The 22,555-nt window shown below is 70.1% G+C and carries 19 protein-coding genes; 9 read left to right on the top strand and 10 right to left on the bottom strand.

Annotated features, from left to right (window positions below; translation table 11 throughout):
- Positions 1-9 precede the first annotated feature (9 nt).
- Positions 10-510: a DUF6328 family protein gene (locus ACZ6WN_RS25415; RefSeq protein WP_465868690.1), complete on the bottom strand. Its 501-nt coding sequence runs from the start codon at positions 508-510 to the stop codon at positions 10-12.
- The gene (locus ACZ6WN_RS25410; protein WP_465868689.1) at positions 510-1,376 is read right to left on the bottom strand and encodes a glucose 1-dehydrogenase; all 867 of its coding nucleotides are present in this window, start codon (positions 1,374-1,376) and stop codon (positions 510-512) included. The genes ACZ6WN_RS25415 and ACZ6WN_RS25410 overlap by 1 nt, the downstream gene beginning before the upstream one ends.
- Positions 1,377-1,504: 128 nt before the next feature.
- Here ACZ6WN_RS25410 and ACZ6WN_RS25405 point away from each other — a divergent pair, with 128 nt between their 5' ends.
- Both ACZ6WN_RS25405 and ACZ6WN_RS25400 read left to right on the top strand, forming a co-directional pair.
- On the top strand, positions 1,505-2,167 hold the full coding sequence (locus ACZ6WN_RS25405; protein WP_465868817.1) for a spermidine synthase: 663 nt from the start codon (positions 1,505-1,507) through the stop codon (positions 2,165-2,167).
- Between the two features lie 18 nt (positions 2,168-2,185).
- Positions 2,186-3,574 carry a class II fumarate hydratase gene (locus ACZ6WN_RS25400; RefSeq protein ID WP_465868687.1) on the top strand — a complete coding sequence of 463 codons (1,389 nt, stop codon included), beginning with the start codon at positions 2,186-2,188 and terminating at the stop codon, positions 3,572-3,574.
- A 74-nt stretch (positions 3,575-3,648) separates the two neighbouring features.
- On the opposite strand, the gene ACZ6WN_RS25395 is transcribed toward ACZ6WN_RS25400, so the two are convergent.
- From ACZ6WN_RS25395 to ACZ6WN_RS25385, 3 genes are all read right to left on the bottom strand, one after another.
- Entirely contained in the window at positions 3,649-4,356 is a 708-nt protein-coding gene (locus ACZ6WN_RS25395) for an aggregation-promoting factor C-terminal-like domain-containing protein (protein ID WP_465868686.1), read from the bottom strand.
- A gap of 196 nt (positions 4,357-4,552) precedes the next feature.
- Positions 4,553-5,959, bottom strand: a complete 1,407-nt coding sequence (locus ACZ6WN_RS25390; RefSeq protein WP_465868685.1) for a PhoH family protein — start codon at positions 5,957-5,959, stop codon at positions 4,553-4,555.
- 299 nt (positions 5,960-6,258) lie between these two features.
- Entirely contained in the window at positions 6,259-7,035 is a 777-nt protein-coding gene (locus ACZ6WN_RS25385; protein ID WP_465868684.1) for an isoprenyl transferase, read from the bottom strand.
- Positions 7,036-7,123: 88 nt separating this feature from the next.
- Between ACZ6WN_RS25385 and trhA the strand changes: the two genes are divergently transcribed.
- Positions 7,124-7,864 carry a PAQR family membrane homeostasis protein TrhA gene (gene trhA, locus ACZ6WN_RS25380; protein ID WP_465868682.1) on the top strand — a complete coding sequence of 247 codons (741 nt, stop codon included), beginning with the start codon at positions 7,124-7,126 and terminating at the stop codon, positions 7,862-7,864.
- Here the strand turns inward: trhA and ACZ6WN_RS25375 are convergent.
- On the bottom strand, positions 7,825-9,099 hold the full coding sequence (locus ACZ6WN_RS25375) for an MFS transporter (RefSeq protein ID WP_465868681.1): 1,275 nt from the start codon (positions 9,097-9,099) through the stop codon (positions 7,825-7,827). The two genes, trhA and ACZ6WN_RS25375, sit on opposite strands and share 40 nt — an antisense overlap.
- Positions 9,100-9,155: 56 nt before the next feature.
- Between ACZ6WN_RS25375 and ACZ6WN_RS25370 the strand changes: the two genes are divergently transcribed.
- Positions 9,156-10,118: an ArsR/SmtB family transcription factor gene (locus ACZ6WN_RS25370; protein WP_465868679.1), complete on the top strand. Its 963-nt coding sequence runs from the start codon at positions 9,156-9,158 to the stop codon at positions 10,116-10,118.
- Between the two features lie 50 nt (positions 10,119-10,168).
- Here ACZ6WN_RS25370 and ACZ6WN_RS25365 read toward each other — a convergent pair whose 3' ends face one another.
- Together ACZ6WN_RS25365 and ACZ6WN_RS25360 are read right to left on the bottom strand one after the other, a co-directional pair.
- Complete coding sequence (locus ACZ6WN_RS25365) at positions 10,169-11,668, bottom strand: amino acid permease (protein WP_465868677.1); 1,500 nt, start codon at positions 11,666-11,668, stop codon at positions 10,169-10,171.
- A gap of 55 nt (positions 11,669-11,723) precedes the next feature.
- Positions 11,724-13,409 (bottom strand): tannase/feruloyl esterase family alpha/beta hydrolase, encoded by a 1,686-nt coding sequence (locus ACZ6WN_RS25360; RefSeq protein WP_465868676.1) that lies wholly within the window; start codon positions 13,407-13,409, stop codon positions 11,724-11,726.
- A gap of 189 nt (positions 13,410-13,598) precedes the next feature.
- Between ACZ6WN_RS25360 and ACZ6WN_RS25355 the strand changes: the two genes are divergently transcribed.
- From ACZ6WN_RS25355 to ACZ6WN_RS25335, 5 genes are read left to right on the top strand one after another with little or no spacing between them, the layout of a single operon-like run.
- On the top strand, positions 13,599-14,372 hold the full coding sequence (locus ACZ6WN_RS25355) for an ABC transporter ATP-binding protein (RefSeq protein WP_465868675.1): 774 nt from the start codon (positions 13,599-13,601) through the stop codon (positions 14,370-14,372).
- 11 nt (positions 14,373-14,383) lie between these two features.
- Positions 14,384-15,076, top strand: coding sequence for an ABC transporter ATP-binding protein (locus tag ACZ6WN_RS25350; protein WP_465868673.1), 693 nt, complete (start codon positions 14,384-14,386; stop codon positions 15,074-15,076).
- A gap of 50 nt (positions 15,077-15,126) precedes the next feature.
- Positions 15,127-16,374 carry an ABC transporter substrate-binding protein gene (locus tag ACZ6WN_RS25345; RefSeq protein WP_465868671.1) on the top strand — a complete coding sequence of 416 codons (1,248 nt, stop codon included), beginning with the start codon at positions 15,127-15,129 and terminating at the stop codon, positions 16,372-16,374.
- 29 nt (positions 16,375-16,403) lie between these two features.
- Positions 16,404-17,276, top strand: a complete 873-nt coding sequence (locus ACZ6WN_RS25340) for a branched-chain amino acid ABC transporter permease (RefSeq protein WP_350662315.1) — start codon at positions 16,404-16,406, stop codon at positions 17,274-17,276.
- The gene (locus ACZ6WN_RS25335; RefSeq protein ID WP_465868670.1) at positions 17,273-18,271 is read left to right on the top strand and encodes a branched-chain amino acid ABC transporter permease; all 999 of its coding nucleotides are present in this window, start codon (positions 17,273-17,275) and stop codon (positions 18,269-18,271) included. The genes ACZ6WN_RS25340 and ACZ6WN_RS25335 overlap by 4 nt, the downstream gene beginning before the upstream one ends.
- On the opposite strand, the gene ACZ6WN_RS25330 is transcribed toward ACZ6WN_RS25335, so the two are convergent.
- Together ACZ6WN_RS25330 and ACZ6WN_RS25325 are read right to left on the bottom strand one after the other, a co-directional pair.
- The gene (locus ACZ6WN_RS25330; protein ID WP_465868669.1) at positions 18,268-20,163 is read right to left on the bottom strand and encodes a helix-turn-helix domain-containing protein; all 1,896 of its coding nucleotides are present in this window, start codon (positions 20,161-20,163) and stop codon (positions 18,268-18,270) included. The two genes, ACZ6WN_RS25335 and ACZ6WN_RS25330, sit on opposite strands and share 4 nt — an antisense overlap.
- Positions 20,164-20,261: 98 nt before the next feature.
- Positions 20,262-22,355 (bottom strand): thioredoxin domain-containing protein, encoded by a 2,094-nt coding sequence (locus ACZ6WN_RS25325; protein WP_465868667.1) that lies wholly within the window; start codon positions 22,353-22,355, stop codon positions 20,262-20,264.
- Positions 22,356-22,555: the final 200 nt, after the last annotated feature.

Below are 22,555 nucleotides of genomic sequence, written 5' to 3'. Positions count from 1 at the left end.
CACATGGGGTCAGTGAGAGTTGTTCCGCCCGTTGAGCAGCGGCAGTCCCGCCCACAGCGCGACGAAGAGGACCAGGACGGACGCGGCGGCGATGAGGCCGGCACTGAACGTGAGGACGACGTCGAAGACCAGCAGCACGACCAGCGCCGAGACGATCGCGAAGCCCACCAGCCCGGCGCGGGCGCAGAGGTGGGAGGCCGTGACCAGCCAGCGCCGCTGCCGGCGGCGGAACAGCATCCGGTGGAAGGAGACCGGGGCGATGATCAGGGAGGTGGTGATGACCGAGCCGACGAGCACCACCAGGTAGATGGTCTGCTGATGGTCGGCCAGATCCGGGAAGCGGGGCGAGAAGGGCACCGTCAGCAGGAAACCGGTCAGGATCTGCACGCCGGTCTGCAGCACCCGAAGCTCTTGGAGGAGCTCGTTCCAGTTTCGGGTGATCCGCTCCTCCGGCCCCTCGTCCGGACCACCACCCTCGATCACGCCACCGTGAGAGCTGCTCGTGACCATCAGAACACCGGCCGTCCCCCAGTCACCCCGAGAACGGTGCCGGAGACGTAGGACGCCTCGGCCGGCGAAGCCAGGAACACGAAGGCCGGCGCGACCTCGGCCGGCTGACCGGCGCGCCCCAGCGGCGTGTTGGCTCCGAACTTCTGCACCTTCTCCGGCGCCTGCGTCGCCGGCTGCAGCGGGGTCCAGATCGGCCCCGGCGCCACCGCGTTCACCCGGACCCCGTCGGGTCCGAGCTCGGCAGCGAGGTTCACGGTGAAGTTGTTGATGGCCGCCTTGGTCGCGGCGTAGTCGAGCAGGCTGGTCGAGGGTTCGTACGCCTGGATGGAGGCGTTGTTGATGACGCAGCCCTGGCTCTTCTTCAGGTGCGGGACGGCTGCCCGGGTCAGCCAGAGGAGGGCGTACAGGTTGGTCTTGAAGGTCCGGTCGATCCGGTCGTCGTCCATGTCCGTCAGGCCCTTGTCGCGGGCGAACTGGTAGCCGGCGTTGTTGACCAGGATGTCGAGGCCGCCGAGCTCCTGCACGGTGCGCTCGACGACCTCGTCGCACGCCTCGCGCTCGCGCAGGTCGATCGGCATGGCCAGCGGCGTACGGCCGGCCTCTTCGACCAGCTTCGAGGTCTCCTGCGCGTCCGGCTCCTCCTCGGGGAGGTAGGTGAAGGCCACGTCGGCCCCCTCGCGGGCGTAGGCGATGGCGACCGCGCGGCCGATGCCGGAGTCGGCACCGGTGATGAGCGCGACCTTGCCATCGAGGCGGCCGTGGCCCTGATAGCTGGACTCGCCGTGGTCGGGCACGGGGTCCATCTCACCGGTGAGCCCCGGAGGCTCCTGCTGCTGGACGGGGAACTGGGTGTTGTCATCGCTCATGGCAGGACCGGTACCCACATCCGACACAATGGAACCGTGAGCGAGCGTCAGCGAGTGAACCAACAGAATTTCACGCGACCGCGTCCGTACTCTGGCGCTTGCGCTACGGAGGTGGTCGCGTGAATGGGATGGAGTCGGTGATCGTCGACGGTGGCCTGGTCCTGAAGCACCGGGCGGACGGACACCTGGAGCTGCGGGCCAACGGGATCTTCGTGATGGACACCCGGGAGACCTCGACCGAGAAGGCACTCGCGACGCGAGCCCTCGAGCTGCACCCGGACCCGAAGCAGGTGCTCATCGGCGGACTCGGGCTCGGGTTCACCCTCGAGGCCGTGCTGGGCGACCCGCGGGTCGAGGCGGTGACGGTCGTCGAGATCGAGCCGCGTCTGGTCGAGTGGATGCGGACCGGCCGGATCCCCCACGGCCCGGAGCTCCTGGACGACGAGCGCGTCCGCATCGAGGTCGCCGACGTGGCGGTGGTCCTGCGGGAGAGCAACGCCGAGGCGTACGACGTCGTGCTGCTCGACGTCGACAACGGCCCCGGCTATCTGGTCCACGACGCCAACGGGGCTCTCTACGAGGCGCCCGCGCTGGCCGATGCGCGACAGGCCACGGCTCCGGGTGGCACCGTGGTGGTGTGGTCGGCGGCGGAGGCCCCGGCGCTGCTGGAGGTGATGGCGCAGGTCTTCGACGACGCCGCGGCGCACTCCTACCCCGTCGACCTGCAAGGCCACTCGGAGACCTACTGGCTCTATGTGGGCACGGTCTCGCCAGGGAATGGCACCAACTAGTCAAAGGTTGAACCAGACATGGACGACATGAGCTTTCGCATCGAGCACGACTCCATGGGTGAGGTCCGGGTCCCGAAGGACGCGCTGTGGCGCGCCCAGACCCAGCGGGCCGTGGAGAACTTCCCCATCTCGGGCACTCCGATCGAGCCGGCGCTGATCCATGCGATCGGTCATGTGAAGGCGGCCGCCGCCAAGGCCAACGCCGATCTCGGCGTGCTGCCCGGCGACAAGGCCGAGGCGATCATCGCCGCCGCGGGAGAGGTCTCCGAGGGCCGCCACGACGACGCGTTCCCGATCGACGTCTTCCAGACCGGCTCCGGCACCTCCTCCAACATGAACGCCAACGAGGTGATCGCCTCGCTGGTGGCCCGGGCAGGGGGCGACGTACATCCCAACGACCACGTCAACGCCTCCCAGTCCTCCAACGACACCTTCCCGACCGCGATCCACGTCGCCGCCGCCGTCGCCGTCACCGAGCAGCTGCTGCCCGCGATCGACCGGCTGGCGACCTCGCTCGAGGCGAAGGCCGAGGAGTTCTCCGGCCTGGTGAAGTCCGGGCGTACGCACCTGATGGACGCCACCCCGGTCACCCTGGGCCAGGAGTTCGGAGGGTACGCAGCCACGATCCGCTACGCGGCCGAGCGGCTCGAGTCCGTGCTCCCGAGGGTGCGCGAGCTGGCGCTGGGCGGCACCGCGGTCGGCACCGGCATCAACACGCCCGCAGGTTTCCCGCAGGCCGTGATCGCCGACCTCTCCGACCGCACCGGCCAGCCGTTCACCGAGGCGCGCAACCACTTCGAGGCCCAGGGCACCCGCGACTCGCTGGTCGAGCTCTCCGGCGTCCTGAAGACCATCGCGGTCGGCCTCATCAAGATCAACAACGACCTGCGCTGGATGTCGTCGGGCCCCACCACCGGCCTGGCCGAGATCCACCTGCCCGACCTCCAGCCGGGCTCCTCGATCATGCCCGGCAAGGTCAACCCGGTCGTGCCCGAGGCCACCTTGATGGTGGCTTTCCAGGTGATCGGCAACGACGCCGCGGTGACCGCCGCCGGCGCGTCGGGCGCCTTCGAGCTCAACGTCGCGATGCCGGTGATGGCCCGCAACATCCTGGAGTCGATCCGGCTGCTGGCGACCTCGATGACCGTCCTGGCCGAGCGTACGGTCGACGGGATCGTGCCCGTCCCGGAGCGTCTGCGCGCCTACGCCGAGTCCTCCCCCTCGATCGTCACGCCGCTCAACAAGCACATCGGCTACGAGGCTGCCGCCAAGGTCGCCAAGCAGGCCCTCGCCGAGGGCGCCACGATCAAGGACACCGTGATCAAGCTCGGCTACGTCGCCGACGGCACCCTCACCGAGGCTCAGCTGGACGAAGCCCTCGACGTCGAGTCGATGACCCACCCCTGAGATCGCCGAGTCGGCGCGTCATGACGCGCCGACTCGGCGAGATTTCACGTCAGGATGAGCCGACTCTGGGTCGCTCAGTACCAGCCTGCGGACTGGGAGTGGCTCCAGGCGCCGCAGGGGGAGCCGTAGCGGTCGTTGATGTAGCCGAGGCCCCACTCGATCTGGGTGGCGGGGTTGGTCTCCCAGTCGTCGCCGGCGGAGGCCATCTTGGAGCCGGGGAGGGCCTGCGGGATGCCGTAGGCGCTGGAGGAGGGGTTGGCGGCGGTGGTGTTCCAGCCCGACTCCTTCTCCCAGAGCGGCTCGAGGCAGGAGAACTGGTCCAGACCCCAGCCGAAGTCCCCCAGCATCGACTTGGCGATGTCCTTGGGGTTGCGCAGATCGATCTCGATCTCTTCGACGCCGGCGATGGCCCGGACGTCGTCGCCGACCGACAGGGCGGCCTGCTTGCCGGGGTCGGCGACCTCGCGGCGGTCACCGGCCGAACGCGACAGGGTGGTCTCGCCGCCGCGGGCGGCGGACTCGGCCTCGATCGCGGCGCGCTGGGCGTCGGTGAGCTCGGGGATGTCAGCGGCCGCTTCACCCGCGCTGAGCGTCGGGTCGTCGGTGGCGGGGCCGGTGTAGGCCACCCCGCCGGCGACTGCGGCGCCCGTCCCGCCGAGGGCGAGGACGGAGAGGAGGAGGGTTGTCTTGGCGGTCGTACGCGCAGCCTTGTGCGGAACGTCGACAAGCGGATTCGCTGGTGCACCGCGATGTCGCGGGGCACGATGAACAGGCTTGGTCACGGGCTCTCATTCGGGGGCTGAGGCATTGCAGACCCGCAAACAATGCATGAGCACCAACCCCGTATCAAACCGGACGCACCGTTTGTAGGTCAGAAATGACCGTCCTGAGCATCACTTCCGTAACACAAGTCACAGAAGTCACAACGGCCCCAGACCTTACCGGTCTGGGGCCGTTGACGTGACAATGATTACGGCGTCACGGAACCACGTTCTCCAGCATCTCGGTGACCAGCGCGGCGATCGGCGAGCGCTCGGAGCGGGTCAGGGTGACGTGGGAGAAGAGCGGGTGACCCTTCAGCTTCTCGATCACCGCGACCACGCCGTCGTGACGTCCGACCCGGAGGTTGTCGCGCTGGGCGACGTCGTGGGTGAGCACGACCTTCGAGTTGGCGCCGATCCGGGAGAGCACCGTCAGGAGCACGTTGCGCTCCAGCGACTGCGCCTCGTCGACGATCACGAACGAGTCGTGCAGCGACCGGCCGCGGATGTGGGTCAGCGGCAGCACCTCCAGCATGCCCCGGTCGATGATCTCGTCGATCACGTCCTGCGTGGTCACCGCGGAGAGGGTGTCGAAGACCGCCTGGCCCCACGGCGACATCTTCTCGCCCTCGGTGCCGGGCAGATAGCCGAGCTCCTGGCCGCCGACGGCGAAGAGCGGGCGGAAGATGAGCACCTTCTTGTGCTGGTTGCGCTCCATGACCGCCTCCAGGCCGGCGCAGAGCGCCAGCGCGGACTTCCCGGTGCCGGCCCGGCCACCGAGGGAGACGATGCCGACCTCGGGGTCGAGCAGCATCTCCAGCGCGATCCGCTGCTCCGCGGAGCGGCCGTGGATCCCGAAGACCTCCCGGTCGCCGCGGACGAGGTGGACCTGCTTGTCGGGGCCGACCCGGCCCAGCGCGGTGCCGCGGTCCGACATCAGCACCAGGCCGGTGTGGCAGGGCAGGTCGCGGGCCGAGTCGAGGTCGAGGACGCCGTCGTCGTAGAGCTCGTCGAGGGCCGCGGAGGCGACGTCCAGCTCGGCCATGCCCGAGTAGCCCGGGTCGGAGTCGTTGATCCGCTCACCGCGGTAGTCCTCGGCCTTGAGCCCGACCGCGGACGCCTTGATCCGCATCGGCAGGTCCTTGGAGACCAGGGTGACGTCGAGCCCGTCGCCCTTCAGGTTGCGCGCGACCGCGAGGATCCGGGTGTCGTTGTCACCGAGCCGGAAGCCGCTCGGCAGCGAGGACGGGTCGGTGTGGTTGAGCTCGACACGGATGGTGCCGCCCTCCTCGCCGACCGGGACCGCGGTGTCCAGACGACCGTGGGTGATCCGCAGCCCGTCGAGCTGCCGGAGTGCGGCGCGGGCGAAGTAGCCCAGCTCGGGATGGTGCCGCTTTCCCTCCAGCTCGGTGATGACCACCACCGGGAGCACGACCTCGTGCTCGGCGAAGCGCGTCATGGCCTTCGGGTCCGAGAGCAGGACGCTGGTGTCGAGAACGAAGGTGCGCACTGACGGCGACTCGCTCTCGGGGGCAGTGCCCGAGGGGGAAGACCCCGACGCCGGTGTCGGAGCGGCCGACGAATCGGCCTCGGTGACATGCTCGTTCGTGGTTCGGTTGGCCACGCGGATCACCTCTCGCGACCGGCTCATACACCCATGAGTCCGGCCATTTCATCATTGATCAGATGGACCGGACGGTGGACCGTCAGTCGGGGTGCCGACCGCCTCACACCCGTCGGGATCGATGAGATCCTGACGCAGGTTCGGTTCGTGACTTCTCACGTAACGGGCCTCCAGGTGCGACGGGAATTTGTTCCCCGCCGTTGGTACAACGCTACGACGCCGGACCAACGGACCGTGGCAACACGGAGCATTTTTCTTTGTGAACTCCTGGTGACACGCCGAGTTGTTCCGGCCAGCGGTCACCTTCCGAGGCGACGCTCCCGGTGGGCGTAGGCCCGCAGGGCACGCAGGAAGTCGGTGCGCCGGAAGTCGGGCCAGTAGGCCTCGCAGAAGTAGAACTCCGACTTCGCGCTCTGCCACAGCAGGAACCCGCCCAGCCGCTGCTCCCCCGACGTACGGATCACCAGGTCGGGGTCGGGCTGGCCCTTGGTGTAGAGGTGGTCGGCGATGTGCTCGACATCGATGATCTGGGCGAGCTCCTCCAGCGAGGTGCCGCGGGTGGCGTGCTCGTTGAGCAGGGCGCGTACGGCATCGGCGATCTCGCGGCGGCCGCCGTAGCCGACCGCGACGTTGACCAGCATCCCGTCGACGTCCCGGGTCGCCTCCTCGGCGGCCTTGAGGCGCTGGGACAGCCAGTCGGGCAGGAGGTCGAGCGCGCCGACCGGGTGCAGCCGCCAGCGGCGTACGTCGGCCAGCGAGTCGACCGCGTCGGCGATGATCTCGAGGAGCGGTGCCAGCTCGTCGGCGGGGCGGTTGAGGTTGTCGGTGGAGAGCAGCCACAGGGTGACCACCTCGATGCCGATCTCGTCGCACCAGGTCAGCAGCGGCTCGATGTTGGCGGCGCCGGCCCGGTGGCCGTGGGCGGTCGACTGGCCGACCTCCTTGGCCCAGCGGCGGTTGCCGTCCAGCATCACCCCGACGTGCTTGGGCAGCTTGGAGACGTCGAGCTTCCGAAGCATCCGCGCCTCATAGGCGGGATAGAGAATTCGACGTACGCCGTCCTTCCAGTCTGCCACGAGGAGAAGGGTATCGGCGGCGCGGCGACATCACCCAGCGGGACGGGATTCACCTGATCTTCAGGGTGGACCGATACTCTTACGCGTCATGAGTGAGATGACGGATGCGATGCGCCTCAAGGTCGGCAACATCACCGACTCGGTCTCCTCGACCGTTCACGAGGCCCTCCCGAAGCTGCGCGGTTGGATCCACCTGGCCAGCGCTCCGCTCACCCTCGCCGCCGGGATCGTGCTCATCGTGCTCGCCCCCGCGGGCGCTCCCCGGCTCGGCGCCGCGGTGTTCACGATGGCCGCGCTGCTGCTCTTCACCGTCTCGGCCGTCTACCACCGCGGCAACGCGATGGGTAAGTGGAACCCGCGCGCCCACACCATCCTGAAGCGCTGGGACCACGCCAACATCATGCTGATGATCGCGGGCTCCTACACCCCTTTCTCGCTGCTGCTGCTCGACGGCGTCACCCAGGTCGTGCTGCTCTCGGTGGTGTGGACCGGCGCCATCCTGGGCGTCTTCTTCCGGGTGTTCTGGCCCGAGGCGCCGCGCTGGCTGTACGTCCCGAACTACATCGCCCTCGGCTGGGCGGCGATCTTCTTCATCCCGTCCTTCTTCTCCGGCGCCGTCGCGCTGGGCCTCGGCATCGGGATCGCCACCTTCACGCTGATCTGCGTCGGCGGGGCGCTCTACACCGCCGGCGGCGTCATCTATGGCTTCAAGCGGCCCAACCCGTGGCCGCAGTGGTTCGGCTTCCACGAGGTCTTCCACACCTTCACGATCCTCGCCTTCATCGTGCACTACACCGGCGTCTCGCTGGCGACGTACTCGCTGCGCTGAGGCTCGACACCGACGCCCTGAGCGCGCGAGGCGGCCGCGTGCCGGGCGAGCAGCGCGGTGAGGACGCCGGTGACAGCGAAGAGCGTGCCCAGCACCGCCCAGCCGCCGGTGCCGTGGTCGATCGCGGTGGCGGTCACCACCAGGGGTGCGAGCATGTGGGCCAGCGCGTAGCCCATCTGGCTCACGCCCTGGTAGGCACCGGCCCGCTCCTGGTCGGCGAGCTCGAAGGCCAGCCCCCAGCTGCCCGCCTCCCCACGGGTCTCGGCCGCCGACGCTGCCACCGCGGCGAGCAGGAGTACGCAGGTGGCGACCGCCGGACCCGCGTAGGCCGCCGCGGCGAAGAGGAGGCAGGCGGCCAGCAGCAGGAACCCGGCGCCTCGGACCGCTCTGCCCGCGGTGGCGATGTCGTGGGTGCCGCGCGAGGCCCGCACCTGGAAGAGCGCGACGTAGACGGTGTTCACCACCAGGAGCAGCGAGACCAGGACCGTCGGCGCATCGGTGTGGTCGGCGACCCACAGCGGCACTCCGATCGACGTCACCCCGAAGTGGATCGCCATCACCCCGCTGAGCACCGTGGCGGTCACATAGGTGCGGTCGCGCAGCGGTGAGGGCCCGGCGGCCACCGTCGGCCCGGCACCGGCATCCATCCGCACGGCCAGGCCGGCGACCCGTCGCCGGAGCCCGACGAGCGGCACCGCCGCGAGCGTGGTCAGCACCCCGACGAGCGCCATCGTGGTGCGATAGGCGGCCCCGGTGTCCACCGCCAGGGCGCCGGCCGCGAGCAGGGTCCCGACGCCGATCATCACGTTCATGACCACGCGCAGCCGAGCACGTACGGCGACCCGGTCGGGGCCGTCGAACCAGCGCGCGACCAGCGTCGACTGCGCGCTCGACTGGAAGCCTCGCGAGGCCGAGACCCAGGTCGCGACCAGCACGAACGCGACCACGTCACGGGCCAGGGCGTAGGCGAGCAGCGCGGTGCCGTAGCTCGCCATCGCCCACAGCTGCACCCGGTCCGGACCCCACCGGTCGCTGAGCCGCCCGCCTGCGTACGTCGCCACGACACCGACTCCCCCGGCGACGGTCAGGCCGATGCCGACGGTCACCGCGGAGAGGCCGACCGTGCGGGTGAAGTAGAGCGCGCTGACCGCGAAGAACATGCCGCGGGCGAGCGAGAGGGCGGCGACGGCACCGACGAGCGGGCGCTCGACCGGGTCGCTGGGAGGTCGGATCATGGGCCCAGTTGTCGCACCCCGTGGACGTGCGCGCTAACGATGTAGCGTATTGCTTCATGATCAGGTACGAGCTGGCCGGTCCCGACCTGAGCGAGGTCAGGTTCGCCATCTCGCCGCTCAACGAGCTCACCCTCTCGCTGCGAGCGTTGCGCGACCCCGGCCGGTTCCCGCTCCACCTGCCCTGGCTCCGCCAGGTCGCCGCCGCGGACCTGGACCGCGAGCCGCTGCTGGCGCTGACCAACGGGCGACTCTGGACGCCGGACTTCCTCAACCCGCGCCCGCGCACCCCGCTGGCCCGGCTCGACGACGAGCTCGAGCTGGTCGCCGCGACCCCGGCGGACCGTGTCCGCGCCGACCTCGCCGCCGTCCACTTCGAGACCGGCCCGCCGGCCGTCCTGGACGGACGCCCGCAGGTCGTGCTGCGCCGCGTCCTCACCGCTCTGCGCGACTACTGGGACGCCTGCTTCGAACCCCACTGGCAGCGGATGCGGGCGGTGCTGGAGGCCGACATCGTCCACCGCGGGCGCACGATCGTGCACTCCGGCATGGCGGCGATGTTCGCCGACATCTCGCCGCGGGTCACCCTCGCCGACGACGTCCTCGCGATCCGGCTCACCACGTCGAAGGTCGACTACCGGCGTACGACCGCGGGCGAGGGGCTCACCGTGGTGCCCACCTTGTTCACCCGCAACCCGTCGACGCCGATCTCGCCCGCCGAGCCGCCGGTCATGTTCTACCCGGCCCGCGGCCTCGGCACCCTGTGGACCAGCGACCGGCCGCACGCGCCGCGGGCGCTGCGCGACCTCATCGGCGAGAGCCGCTCCGGGCTCCTCACCCTGCTGGAGGCGCCGGCCTCCTCGACCGAGCTGGCCGTACGCCTCGGGGTGACCCCCACGGCCGTCAACCAGCACCTGCGGGCGATGCGCGCGGCCGGGCTGCTGACCTCGGCCCGCCACGGCCGGTCGGTGCTCTACCTCCGCTCCGACCTGGGCGATCGCCTGCTGGACGCGGTGAGATGAAAGGGGCGCGCGGCCACCGGCCGCGCGCCCCTTCCTCTCCTAGGAGAGCGTCACATGTGCAGCGGCTCGACAGTCTTGTCGTCGCCGCCCTTGCCGACCCGCGAGTTGCGGTAGCCGTAGACGAAGTAGATCGCGAAGCCGATCGCCATCCACACCAGGAACCGCAGCCAGGTCTCGATGCTCAGGTTGAGCGTCAGGTAGATGCAGATCAGCGCGGCCACGATCGGCAGCACCGGGCTGAACGGCACCTTGAAGGAGCGCGGCAGGTCCGGGCGACGCTTGCGCAGGATCGGCACGGCGATCGAGACCAGCGCGAACGCGGTCAGGGTGCCGATGTTGACCATCTCCTCGAGCTTGCCGACCGGGGTGAAGGTGGCCACGACCGCGACCAGGGCACCGATGGTGAGGGTGATCCGGATCGGCGTACCGGTCTTCGGGTTGACGTGGGCGAACCTCACCGGGAACAGGCCGTCGCGGCTCATCGCGAAGACGACCCGGATGGCGCCGATCATCAGCGTCATCACGACGGTGGTCAGACCGGCCACGGCCCCCGCCGAGATCAGGGTCGCGAAGCCACTGCGTCCGACGTCGCGGAACGCGGTGGCGAGCGCGGCGTCGGGGTCGATCTCGTCGTACTTCACCATGCCGGTGATGACCAGGGCGACGGCGACGTAGAGGATCGTGCAGATCACCAGCGAGCCGATGATGCCTCGGGGCAGGTCACGCTGGGGGTTCTTGGCCTCCTCCGCGGTCGTGGCGACCACGTCGAAGCCGATGTAGGCGAAGAAGACGACCGAAGCGGCCGAGATGATGCCGAGGACACCGAAGGTCTGCGGCTCGAGACCGAAGGCCCACTGGATCAGCGGCTGGTGGATGCCCTCACCGCTGACCGAACCAGCGCGCTCGGGGATGAACGGGGAGTAGTTGGAACCGGAGACGTAGAACATGCCGGCGACGATGACGAACAGAACGATGAAGAGCTTGACGGCCACGAGCGCGAGGTTGACCCGCAGCGACTCCTTGATGCCGATCGCGATCAGGCCGACCAGGACGATCACGAGCAGCAACGCGGCCAGGTTGGGCTGGCCGAACGAGGCGTTGGCATCCGGACCGAAGCCTTCGGGCCACCCGAGGCCGATCTCCTCGAGGAAGATCACCAGGTAGCTGCTCCAGCCCTGCGCGACCACGGACGCACCGAGCACCATCTCCAGGATCAGGTCCCAGCCGATGATCCAGGCGAGCATCTCGCCGAGGGTGGCGTACGAGAACGTGTACGCCGACCCCGACACCGGCACGGTCGAGGCGAACTCGGCGTAGCACAGCGCCGCCAGGCCACAGCAGATCGCGGCGATGATGAACGAGAAGACCACGCCCGGGCCCGCGTACTGGGCCGCGGCACGACCGGTCAGGGTGAAGATCCCGGCTCCGATGATGACGCCGATCCCGAAGACCGTGAGGTCAACCGCGGTGAGCCGCCTTTTGAGCGTGAACTCCGGGGTTTCGGCATCGGCAAGTGATTGCTCGATGGACTTGGTGCGCCAAACAGACATGAGGGATAGGAAACCATCTCGACCGACGGACAGGAAAGCTCGGGGGTGTCATCCGTCACATCTCGCACCTGAAGCTGCTCGCCTCCGAGGCGTCGCCGCCGACGTACGCAGGCCAGCTCGGCCACTCGCACAACGGCCGCGTGCGGTCGGCCCCGGCGTTACCGTCGGCGACCACCTGGGTCTCGCTCGGCGCGACGCCCCGCTCGGCCCACTTCTCCAGCGCCGTGAGCGAGTCGTACGAAGCCGAGAAGGCGACCGGGGCGAAGTTGGCATGGTTGGCGCCGGGCACCAGGTAGAACCGTGAGAACCCCGCGGTCGCCCGCTTGCCCATCACCCGCTGGACCCGCTGGTAGTAGTCGACCGTGGAGCGGTGGCTGACCAGCTCGTCGGCGGCACCGTGGACCAGGATCAGCTTGCCACCGGACCGGGCGAACGGGCGCAGGTCGGCGTCGTTGACGTCCTGGAGCGCGGTCAGCTCGCTGATCCGGCGCTGCCACTCTCCCGGGTCGGCCGGGTCGATCGCGAACGGGCTGATCTGCGGGTCGCGAGCGACGAAGTACTTGGCCCACTGGTTCCAGAACTGCATGCCGTAGCCGGCGGTCACCGGCATCGGGTCGGCCGGTGCGGTGGTGCCGTAACCGAGGATCGGCGTCGACATCCGTGCCCCGGACAGCAGCGGGAACCCGGGATAGCCCCATTCCCCGCTCGCCACCCGGTAGGGCAGCCGCCAGCTGCTGTCGGCGGCCACCACCGCGTCCACCTGCTCCCGGGAGAGGCAGGTCGCACCGGGCGTCTCGTCCTCGCCGCACAGCAGCGTCTCCGGGTCGAAGTCGCAGCCGGCCTCGTCGGAGATCACCCCGTCCTCGAGCCCGTCCGCACCGTCGCAGGCGGTCAGCACCCGCTGCGCGAGGAGGTCCTGCTGCGCCTTCGACGGGAACGCGCCGGGCTTGCCGAACTCGTGGGTGAGCCGGCCGAAGAAGAGGTCGAGGGTCGCGGCGTTCCAGGCGGGGTAGGCGGAGATCACCCCGTCGAAGTCGCGCGGCCAGCGTTGCGCGACGGCGAGGGCCTCGCGGCCGCCCGTCGAGCCGCCGGCGAAGTAGGCGGTGCCGGGAGCGCGGCCGGAGGCCTTCGTGATCACGTAGGTGGCGGTGTCGTGCACCTTCTTGAGCGCGTCACCGGAGAAGTTGCGCACCGCCTCGTCGTTCTGGCCGAACCAGCCGTCCAGGCTGGCGATCGGGTGGCGGCTGGTGTCGGCCTGATGGCCGGAGTCGCTGGCGTAGGTCGCGTAGCCGCGGCCGAGCGGGGTGCGCTGGTCGACCGGCCCGAAGGGCACGTTCTGGGCGAGGTTGGGGACGGTGCCGTTGTAGCCACCGCCGCCGAACATCATCGTCCTCCCGTTCCAGCCCTGTGGCAGAGCCAGCCCCATCCGGATGTCCGGGGCGGCGGGGTCGACCGGATGGATCGCGATGTCGGCGCGGCAGTAGGCCGGGAGTGCGGTCGGGCCGGTCCCGGAGGCCGGCATCGACGTCGCCGCGGTGACCTCGGCACCGGTCGTCGGCAGACCGATGCGGTGGGCGGGGATCCTCAGCCCGACCAGCGACGAGCAGTCGGTGGCGGTGCCGGCGGTGCCCGTCGACGGCGCGGCGCTCGCGGGCACCTGGCCCACGACCAGGGCCGCGGCGGCGAGGGTGAGCGAGGAGCCGACGGTCAGGAATCTACGTACGAGACGGGTGGGGGCCATTTCTCAAGGATCGCGACGCGGTGTGACGTGCGCCATGTGGCCGCCGCACACAACTCCGGCGCGCGGGATGTGGGCGACCGTGAGTCTGGCGGCAACGGGCCGGCATGGTGATCGGCCACACAGCAGACGGCGCCAGTGTGTCTCGAACCCCTATGGCGTACGTCTCACCACTTCCCTAGCGTCGCCCCTGTGACGAGCACCACACCGACCCCGAGGTGCGCACTACGGACCGAGGGTCTCACCAAGGACTTCCGCGGCTTCCGCGCGGTCAGCTCCGTCGACCTCGAGGTCGGCGAGGGCACCGTGCACGCGCTCGTCGGCCCCAACGGCGCCGGCAAGACGACCCTGTTCAACCTGCTGACCGGGTTCCTCAAGCCCACCAGCGGACGGATCACGGTCTTCGGTGACGATGTCACCGGGATGGCACCGGAGCGGATCACCCGCCACGGGGTGGCCCGCTCGTTCCAGATCACCAGCCTCTTCGAGAACCTCACCCCGCGCGAGCACGTCGAGATCGCTCTGCAGGGGCTGACCAACCAGGGCCTGAAGTTCTGGCGTTCGGAGAAGCTGCTGGGGCGGCGGCGCGAGGAGGTCGACCGGCTGCTGGCCGAGGTCGGCCTGACCGAGCTGGCCGACAGGCCGACCGGGCTGATGGCCTACGGGCAGAAGCGGGCGCTCGAGCTCGCTCTCGTCCTCGCGGTCGAGCCCCGGCTGCTGCTGCTCGACGAGCCGACGGCCGGGATGGGCATCGAGGACGTCGACCGCACCATCGAGCTCGTCCGGCGCGTCGCGGTCGGGCGGACGGTGGTCTTCGTCGACCACAACATGCACGTCGTCGGCCAGCTGGCCGACCGGGTCACCGTCCTGCAGCAGGGTGCGGTGCTCGCCGAGGGCCCCTACGACGAGGTCCGCGCCGACGCACGCGTCATCACCGCCTATCTCGGGGAGGCCCACAGTGCTTGATGGAGGTCCCTGTGCTTGAGATCGAGAACCTGAGTGCCTGGTACGGCGAGGCGCAGGCCCTGCGCGAGGCCACCCTGAGCGTGGGCGAGGGCGAGGTCGTCACCCTCGTCGGCCGCAACGGCGCCGGCAAGACCACGCTCGTCCGCTGCCTGATGGGCCTCCACAAGCACCTGACCGGGTCGATCCGGCTCGACGGTCGCGACCTCACGTCGTTGCCCGCGCACAAGCGGGCCCGCGCCGGGCTCGGCTGGGTGCAGGACGACCGCGGCATCTTTGCCAACCTGAGCGTGGAGGAGAACCTCCTGCTGCCGCCCCGCGTCTCGGAGTCGGCCTGGACGCTGGAGCAGGTCTACGACGCCTTCCCGGCTCTCGGCAGCCGCCGGCGAGCGGGCGGGACGACGCTCTCGGGCGGTGAGCAGCAGATGCTCGCCGTCGCCCGGGTGCTCCGCACCGGTGCCCGCCTGCTGCTGCTCGACGAGCCGTCCGAAGGGCTGGCCCCCGTCATCGTCGCCCAGATCGGCGACATCGTCCGCACCGCGAAGCAGTCCGGGATCGGCGTGCTCCTGATCGAGCAGAACGTACGTTTCGCAGCCACCGTCGCCGACCGCCACTACCTGCTCGCCCAGGGCCGCCTGGTCGAGAGCCTCGACAACGACGAGTTCGTCGAACGTCAGGACGAGCTACTCGAACACCTCGGGATCTGACGTACGTCCCCAGCGATGGAGCACAGCCCTACCCCACGAGGAGAGACACGATGAACAAGCGACGCACAGCTGCCGGCGCCTCGATGCTGATGGCAGGTGTCCTGGTCACGGCGGGCTGCGGTGCCGGCGGGCCGAGCGCGAGCGGGGGCGACTTCACCGACGACAAGGTGGTCCTCGCCCTGCTCAACGACGCCTCCGGCGTCTACAAGGACGTCTCCGGCCCCGACTCGAAGATCGCGATCCAGATGGCGATCGACGACTACCAGGAGAAGTACGGCGACGAGGCCGTCGTCGACGACATCGAGGTGACCTCGGCCGATCACCAGAACGAGCCGGACATCGCCAACACCAAGGCCCAGGAGCTCTACGACCGCGAGGGCGCCGACGTGATCCTGGACGTGCCGACGTCCTCGGCCGCGCTGGCCGTCGCGACGCAGGCGAAGAACAAGAAGAAGCTCTACATGAACATCGGCGCCGGGACCACCGAGCTGACCGGCGCACAGTGCAACAAGTACACCTTCCACTACGCCTACGACACCTGGATGCTGGCCAACGGCACCGGCACGGTCGTGACCGAGGAGGGCGACAAGAACTGGCAGCTGATCTACCCCGACTACGCCTTCGGCCAGGACATGGTGAAGTCGTTCACCGGCGCCATCGAGGCCGGCGGCGGCAAGGTCGCGGGCACGATCGCGACGCCGTTCCCGAACGACAACTTCGCGACCTACATCACCAAGGCGGGCGCCGCGAAACCGCAGGTCATCGGCACCATGCACGCCGGTGGCGACCTGATCAACCTGGTCAAGCAGTACAACGAGTCCGGGCTCAAGGACCAGGGCATCGACCTGGCCGTGGGGCTGATGTTCATCTCCGACATCCACTCGCTCGGCGTCGAGGCGTTCGAGGGCACGATCTTCACCGACGCCTGGTACTGGAACCTCGACGAGAAGTCGCGCGAGTGGGCCGACCGCTTCATGGAGGAGACCGGGGACCGGCCGACCTACGCCCACGCGGGCAACTACTCGGCGGCGACGCAGTATCTCGAGGCGGTCCAGGCGGCCGGCACCGACGACGCCGACAAGGTCGTCGAGGAGCTCGAGGGCAAGAAGGTCGAGGACATGTTCCTGCGCAACGGTGAGATCCGCGCCGAGGACCACCGGGTCATCCACGACGTCTACCTGGCCCGGGTCAAGGGCCCGGCCGACGTCAAGGAGGACTGGGACTACGAGGAGATCATCAAGACGATCCCGGCCGAGGAGGCGTTCCGCCCGGCGGCCGAGTCCGGCTGCTCGATGTAGCTGCGCATCCGAGGTCTAGAGGGATTGGTATGAACGCGGTTCTGCAATACACCGTCCAAGGGCTCGCGGCCGGCAGCTTCTACGCGCTGGCCGCGCTCGGCCTGGCGGTCATCTTCGGGGTGCTGGGCGTGGTCAACTTCGCCCACGGCGCCTTCTACATGCTGGGAGCGGTCGCCGCGGCGGTGCTCCTGGACACCGTGGGGATGAGCCTGTGGCTGGCACTGATCGTGGTGCCGCTGCTGATGCTGGTCTTCGGGATGCTGGTCGAGCGGCTGCTGGTGCAGTGGCTGCTGCCGCTCGACCCGCTCTACAACCTGCTGCTCACCTTCGGGCTGACCCTGTTGCTGGTCGACCTCGTCAAGCGCCGCTACGGGGTCTCGGGATTGCCCTACGAGCGCCCCGAGGTGCTGTCCGGCCGGGTGCAGGTGGGTGGCGTCGGGCTGCCGGTCTATCAGCTCTTCGTGATCGGGGTCGCGCTGCTCGTCTGCCTCGGCGTCTGGCTGCTGATGACGCGTACGCGGGTGGGCATGATCGTCCGGGCCGCGACCGAGCGGCCCGAGCTCGCCGGCGCGCTCGGGATCAACGTCGGGCGCTGGGTCACGCCGGTGTTCGGCTTCGGGGTCGCGCTCGCCGGTCTGGCCGGGGTGCTCGCCGCACCGTTCCGGGCGATCACCGCCGAGATGGGCAGCGACTTCATCATCATCCTGTTCGCGGTCGTGGTGATCGGCGGGCTCGGCTCGATCGTGGGCGCCGTCGTCGGCGGGTTCCTCGTCGGGCTCGTGGAGGCCTTCGGACAGGCGTACGCACCGACGTTCGCGCAGGTGCTCATCTTCGTGCTGATGGCCGTGGTCGTGCTGGCCCGGCCGGCCGGGCTCTTCGGCCGAGAGGAGGCGACGGCATGACCTCCATCGCGACAGCCGGTGCGAGCGTCACCGAGCAGCACGCGGCGATCGCCGGGGCACGACCCTGGCAGCGGCTGGTCCTGCTGGGGATCGGCCTGGTGGTGGCGCTCGGGCTGCCCTGGTTCGTCTACCCGCCGGTGGCGATGGACATCGCCGCGTGGGCGCTCTTCGCGGTGGCCCTCGATCTGCTGCTGGGCTACTGCGGGCTGCTCTCTTTCGGGCACGCCGCCTTCTGGGGCGGATCGGCCTATGCGACGGGACTGATCGCGATCCATCTCGGCGTCCCGTTCCCGGTGGCGATCCTCGGCGGCGCGCTCTTCGCGATGCTGCTCGCGGTGCCGATCGGCTACCTGTCGGTGAAGCGGTCGGGGATCTACTTCGCGATGGTCACCCTCGCCTTCGCGCAGATGCTCTTCTTCATCGCCAACCAGGCCTCCTCGCTGACCGGCGGGGAGAACGGGCTCCAGGGCGTGCCGAGGTCGTTCTTCGGGATCGAGGCGGTCGAGACCGACGCGTTCTTCTTCTACTACGCCGCGCTGCCGATCATCCTGCTCGGGATGTGGGCCGCCTGGCGGATCGTCCATTCCCCCTTCGGGCGGGTGCTGGTCGCGATCCGCGACAACGCGCCGCGGGCCCGGGCGCTGGGCTACGACGTCGAGCGCTACAAGCTGGTCGTCTTCGTGCTCTCGGCCGGGCTCTCCGGGCTCGCCGGCGGCGTCTTCGCCGTCTCGCACGGCTTCGTCGCGCTGCCCGAGCTGCACTGGGCCACCTCCGGCGAGGTCGTCCTGATGACCGTGCTCGGCGGGATCGGCACCCTGTGGGGCGGCGTCATCGGCGCCGGCCTCATCGTGATCCTCGCCGACTACCTGGCCTCCTCCGGGTTCGACGGCATCGGGATCGTCACCGGGGCTGTGTTCGTGACCGTGGTACTGCTCTTCCGCCGCGGCATCTGGGGCACCGCCCGCCACCTCTGGGTGAACCGGCGGCGCTCCTAGGCGACCAGCAGATGGAGCCGGAGCGCCAGCTGAACCTCGAGCTGGCGCTCCGGCTCCTGCCAGCCCTTGCCGAGCAGCCGGGTCACGCGCTCGAGACGCTGGGTGACGGTGTTGACGTGCACGTGCAGCGCGGCAGCGGTGCGGGTGAGGTTGCGGTCGGCGGCGAAGTAGGCCCGCAGGGTCTCCACCAGCTTCGACCCCTTCGCGGTGTCGTAGTCGATCACCGGGCCCAGCCGGGAGGTGACGTACGCCGCCGGGTGGCCGTCGGAGCCGAGCAGCAGCCCGACGAAGCCGAGGTCCTCAGCGGTGACCACCTGGCCCTCGCGCCCCAGGGTCATCGCGGCCGCCAAGCAGCGGCGGGCCTCGTCGTAGCCCTTCACCACTGCGCCGGGGCTGCTCAGCGGTCCCGGCACCGGACCGGCGGCACCGACCGTCACCGGCGCCCCCGCCGAGAGCCGCAGCCCCTCGACGACCAGCTCGCCGGCGGAGCGGGCGTCACAGTCGGGGAAGATCAGCACGACCTGCCCCTGGCGCACCGCCGCGAACCCGTCGTGGGTGGCCGCGACGAACGTCGCCGCCTGGCCGACCCGGGCCCGGTCGCCGGGAACGTCGGCGACCACGACGGCATAGTCCCGGGACAGGTCGGCCTGCAGCAGCCGGCCGCGCTCGCGCAGCGTCTCCGGATCGGGGGTGGTGCCGGAGAGGAGCTCGTCGAGGAGCTCGCCCCGCACCCGTCCCTCGGCCTCGGCGACGCTGCGGCGGAAGAGCAGCAGCAGCGCCGTCACCAACGCCGCACGCTCCAGGATCCGCTGGTCGCCGTCGTCCAGGTCCCCGTCGTCGCGGTCGACCTCGCGCGGACCGAGGAGCATCGAGCCGAGCTGCTCGGCGCCGGCGAGGACCGGGGTGGCGTAGATGTCGCCGCTGCCGGCGGTGCGGCTCAGGTCGAGGCTGCGCCTGGTCACGGCCGCCTCGTAGTCGGAGACGGGCTGGTCGCGGGCGCTGCTGGCGATGGGCTCGCCGTCGAGGTCCAGCACGACGACCCGGGCGCCGAGGACCTCGGCGACGCTGCGTACGACGTCGTCGACGCCGCCGCCCTCGACGACGATCCGGGTGAGCCGGTCGTGGGCGTCGGCGGCGCGCTCGACCGCCTCGTTGCGCGCCTGCAGCTTGCGGGTGGTGACCTCGAGCTCGGCGACCGCGGCCCGGGTCTCCTCCAGCAGCCGGGCCTTGTCCACGGCAATCGCGGCGTGGGCCGCCAGCGAGACGAGCAGCGCGCTCGCCTCGTCACCGAAGGGACGTACGGTCCGGTTGGCGGCGAAAAGGACGCCGATCACCTGGGTGCCGAGCAGGAGGGGTACGCCGATGATCGCGCGGATGCCCTCGCCGCTGACCGCGCCGTCGATGTCGGGGGCGTGCCGGAAGCGCTCGTCGGGGATGTAGTCGGCGGTCGAGTAGGGCTTCATGGTCTGGGCGACGAGGCCGCCGAGGCCGATGCCGTAGGGGATCCGGGTCGACCGGAAGGCCGCGGTGAGGATGCCCTCGGTCACGCGCATGTACTCACCCCGGCGCTCGTCGTTGAGCGTCAGATAGGCGACGTCGCTGTTGAGCAGCTGCCTCGCCCGGGTCACGATCGCCTGCAGCACCGCTTCCAGGTTGGTCAGCATCGCCAGGTCGTTGGCCGACTCGAACAGCGCCCCCAGCTCGCCCTCGCGCCGACGGCGGGCCTCCAGGGTCGCCCTGACCTGGAGCGCGAGGCTCTTGGCGTAGTCGATCCGATCCTGGTCCTCGGGGCTCATCCCCGCCGCTCGCGCGGCCCGCGACGGTCCCTCGAAGTCGGCCTCCGCGGCATCCCCGGCCAGCATCTCCAGGAACGCGATCACCTCGGCCGTCATGTGACCGAAGTTACACTTCTCCGCGCACGCCGACATAGGGGATCACCACATAGTTCCCCCTGATCAGGTATGGGTCTTCGCCAGTCACTTCGACAAGCTCAGGACAGCGCCTCCACCGTGGTGACCGGGCGTTCGCAGACGAACCCCCGACAGACGTACGCCGCCGCCTTCCCGTCCACGGGAGTGCGGCTGCTCAGCAGCGGGATGTCGTCGCGGGCCTCGTCGGCGACGACCACCACCGCACCCGGCTTGCGCCGAGCCGCGGCCTCCAGGGCGTCGCGGCCGGGCCCCGGCGGTCCGACGACCGCGATCTCGAGCGGCCCGTCGGCCATCGTCACCGCGGCCGCCAGCGACCAGCCGGCGAACCGCGGCGCCTTGGTCATCAGGGTGCTCGTGGCAGCCAGCGCCTCCTCGGCGGCCGTGCGGTAGCGGCCCTCCCCGGTGAGCGCGTGGGCGGTGACGAGCGCGTGCACCATCGCGCTGGTGCCGCTGGGACTGGCGTTGTCGGAGGTGTCCCGCGGCCGGGTGACGAGCGCCTCCGCGTCGTCGGCGGTGTCGTAGAAGCCGCCGTCGTCCGCGCGGAAGTGGGTCAGGGCGGTGTCGAGCAGGCTCGTCGCCCGGACCAGCCACGTCGCGTCGCCGGTCGCCTGGGTCAGACTCAGGAACCCCGATGCGACGCAGCCGTAGTCCTCCAGCACCCCCGCGTGGGCGCCGGCCACGCCGTCGCGGCTGACGCGGAGGAGGCGGACGGGGTGGCGGTTCATCGAGGTATGCAGGTCAACCGACACTTCCCCGGTGGAGCTCCGCGCGGGAAGCGACGGTTCGGCTGCATACCTAGACGAACCGTCGGCTCGGTGCACTTGCCACAGCAACTCGGCCGAGGCGACCGCCGCGTCCACGCAGCGCGGCTCCCCCAACAGCAGCCCCGCGTCGACCAGCCCGCTGATCGCGAGCCCGTTCCAGGCCGCGACGACCTTGTCGTCGCGCGCCGGGCGGACCCGGTCCGCACGCGCCGCCAGGAGCCGCGCCTTGACCGACTCGAGCCGTTCGGTGTCCTCGGGCCGGTGCCGCAGCTGCAGGGTCGAGGCACCTTCCTCGAAGGTGCCGGCCTCGGTCACCTCGAAGACCTCCGCGGCCCAGGCCCCGTCCTCGGGGCCGAGGACGTCGACGAGCTCGGCCGGGGTCCAGACGTAGAACTTCCCCTCGACCCCCTCGCTGTCGGCGTCGAGCGCCGAGGCGAACCCGCCCTCGGCGGTGCCGAGCTCGCGGATCATCCAGTCGGCGCTCTCCCGCGCGACGCGGTCGCCGAGCTCGGTGCCTAGGCGGGCGTAGAGCCCGATCAGCTGGGCGTTGTCGTAGAGCATCTTCTCGAAGTGCGGGACGACCCAGCCGCGGTCGACGGCGTAGCGGGCGAACCCGCCACCGATCTGGTCATAGATCCCCCCGCCGCCCATAGCGGCGACGGTGCGCGAGAGCATGTGCGAAGCCCTCCGCGAGAGGTCGGTTTCTGACGCCGAAGAGTCAGTTTCTGACGCCGAGACGGCAGTACGCCGGAGGAACTCCAGCACCATCGACGGCGGGAACTTCGGGGCACCCCCGAACCCGCCCGCCATCGGGTCGAACTCCCCCGCCAGCGTCTCGACCGCCGCATCGACGTCGACCCGCCAGTCGCCCGCGGCCCCGGACGTCCCGGATATGTTGGCCAGGTGCTGACGTACGTTCTCAGCCACCGCCCCGATCTCCGAGCGCCGCTGCGTCCACGCCTCCGAGAGCGCCTGCAGCACCTGCGTGAACGCCGGCTGCCCGTGCCGTGGCATGTCCGGGAAGTAGGTGCCGGCGAAGAACGGGTTGCCGTCGTGGTCGAGCACCACCGTCATCGGCCACCCGCCCGACCCCGTCATCGCCGTCGTCGCCGCCATGTAGACCGCGTCGACGTCCGGCCGCTCCTCTCGATCGACCTTGATGTTGACGAAGTGCTCGTTCATGTACGCCGCGGTCGCCGCGTCCTCGAACGACTCGTGCGCCATCACGTGACACCAGTGGCACGCGGCATACCCGACGCTCAACAGGACCGGAATCTCCCGCAGCCTCGCCTCGTCGAACGCGTCCGGCCCCCACTCCCACCAGTCCACCGGGTTCAGAGCGTGCTGAAGCAGGTAGGGCGAGGTCGCGGAGGCGAGTCGGTTGGCCACTCCCCCAGCCTTGCACGCACGTGAACAAGTGATGCAAACCTGTCCCAGGACAGGAGTTCGGGACAGGAATGCGCGCGGCGACGCTAGATCGGCATTCGTTCGCGGCAAGGAGTGATCTGTTGTCAAGGCACGGGGCACACTCGGCGGGCAGCATCGCGTTGCGCCTAGGAAGGTCATGCCGTGCACGCCACCCTCAGTGC

Source organism: Nocardioides sp. NPDC054178, from assembly GCF_055585005.1.
This window is presented reverse-complemented; position numbering and strand designations above follow the sequence as displayed.

Excerpts from the sequence above, each read along its gene's own strand:
- ACZ6WN_RS25340 (WP_350662315.1), top strand. The coding sequence starts at position 16,404 with ATGAACGCGGTTCTGCAATACACCGTCCAAGGGCTCGCGGCCGGCAGC.
- trhA (WP_465868682.1), top strand. The coding sequence starts at position 7,124 with ATGAGTGAGATGACGGATGCGATGCGCCTCAAGGTCGGCAACATCACC.
- ACZ6WN_RS25415 (WP_465868690.1), bottom strand. The coding sequence starts at position 510 with ATGGTCACGAGCAGCTCTCACGGTGGCGTGATCGAGGGTGGTGGTCCG.
- ACZ6WN_RS25330 (WP_465868669.1), bottom strand. The coding sequence starts at position 20,163 with ATGACGGCCGAGGTGATCGCGTTCCTGGAGATGCTGGCCGGGGATGCC.
- ACZ6WN_RS25410 (WP_465868689.1), bottom strand. The coding sequence starts at position 1,376 with ATGAGCGATGACAACACCCAGTTCCCCGTCCAGCAGCAGGAGCCTCCG.
- ACZ6WN_RS25360 (WP_465868676.1), bottom strand. The coding sequence starts at position 13,409 with ATGGCCCCCACCCGTCTCGTACGTAGATTCCTGACCGTCGGCTCCTCG.
- ACZ6WN_RS25400 (WP_465868687.1), top strand. The coding sequence starts at position 2,186 with ATGGACGACATGAGCTTTCGCATCGAGCACGACTCCATGGGTGAGGTC.
- ACZ6WN_RS25335 (WP_465868670.1), top strand. The coding sequence starts at position 17,273 with ATGACCTCCATCGCGACAGCCGGTGCGAGCGTCACCGAGCAGCACGCG.
- ACZ6WN_RS25370 (WP_465868679.1), top strand. The coding sequence starts at position 9,156 with ATGATCAGGTACGAGCTGGCCGGTCCCGACCTGAGCGAGGTCAGGTTC.
- ACZ6WN_RS25375 (WP_465868681.1), bottom strand. The coding sequence starts at position 9,099 with ATGATCCGACCTCCCAGCGACCCGGTCGAGCGCCCGCTCGTCGGTGCC.
- ACZ6WN_RS25405 (WP_465868817.1), top strand. The coding sequence starts at position 1,505 with ATGGAGTCGGTGATCGTCGACGGTGGCCTGGTCCTGAAGCACCGGGCG.
- ACZ6WN_RS25345 (WP_465868671.1), top strand. The coding sequence starts at position 15,127 with ATGAACAAGCGACGCACAGCTGCCGGCGCCTCGATGCTGATGGCAGGT.
- ACZ6WN_RS25365 (WP_465868677.1), bottom strand. The coding sequence starts at position 11,668 with ATGTCTGTTTGGCGCACCAAGTCCATCGAGCAATCACTTGCCGATGCC.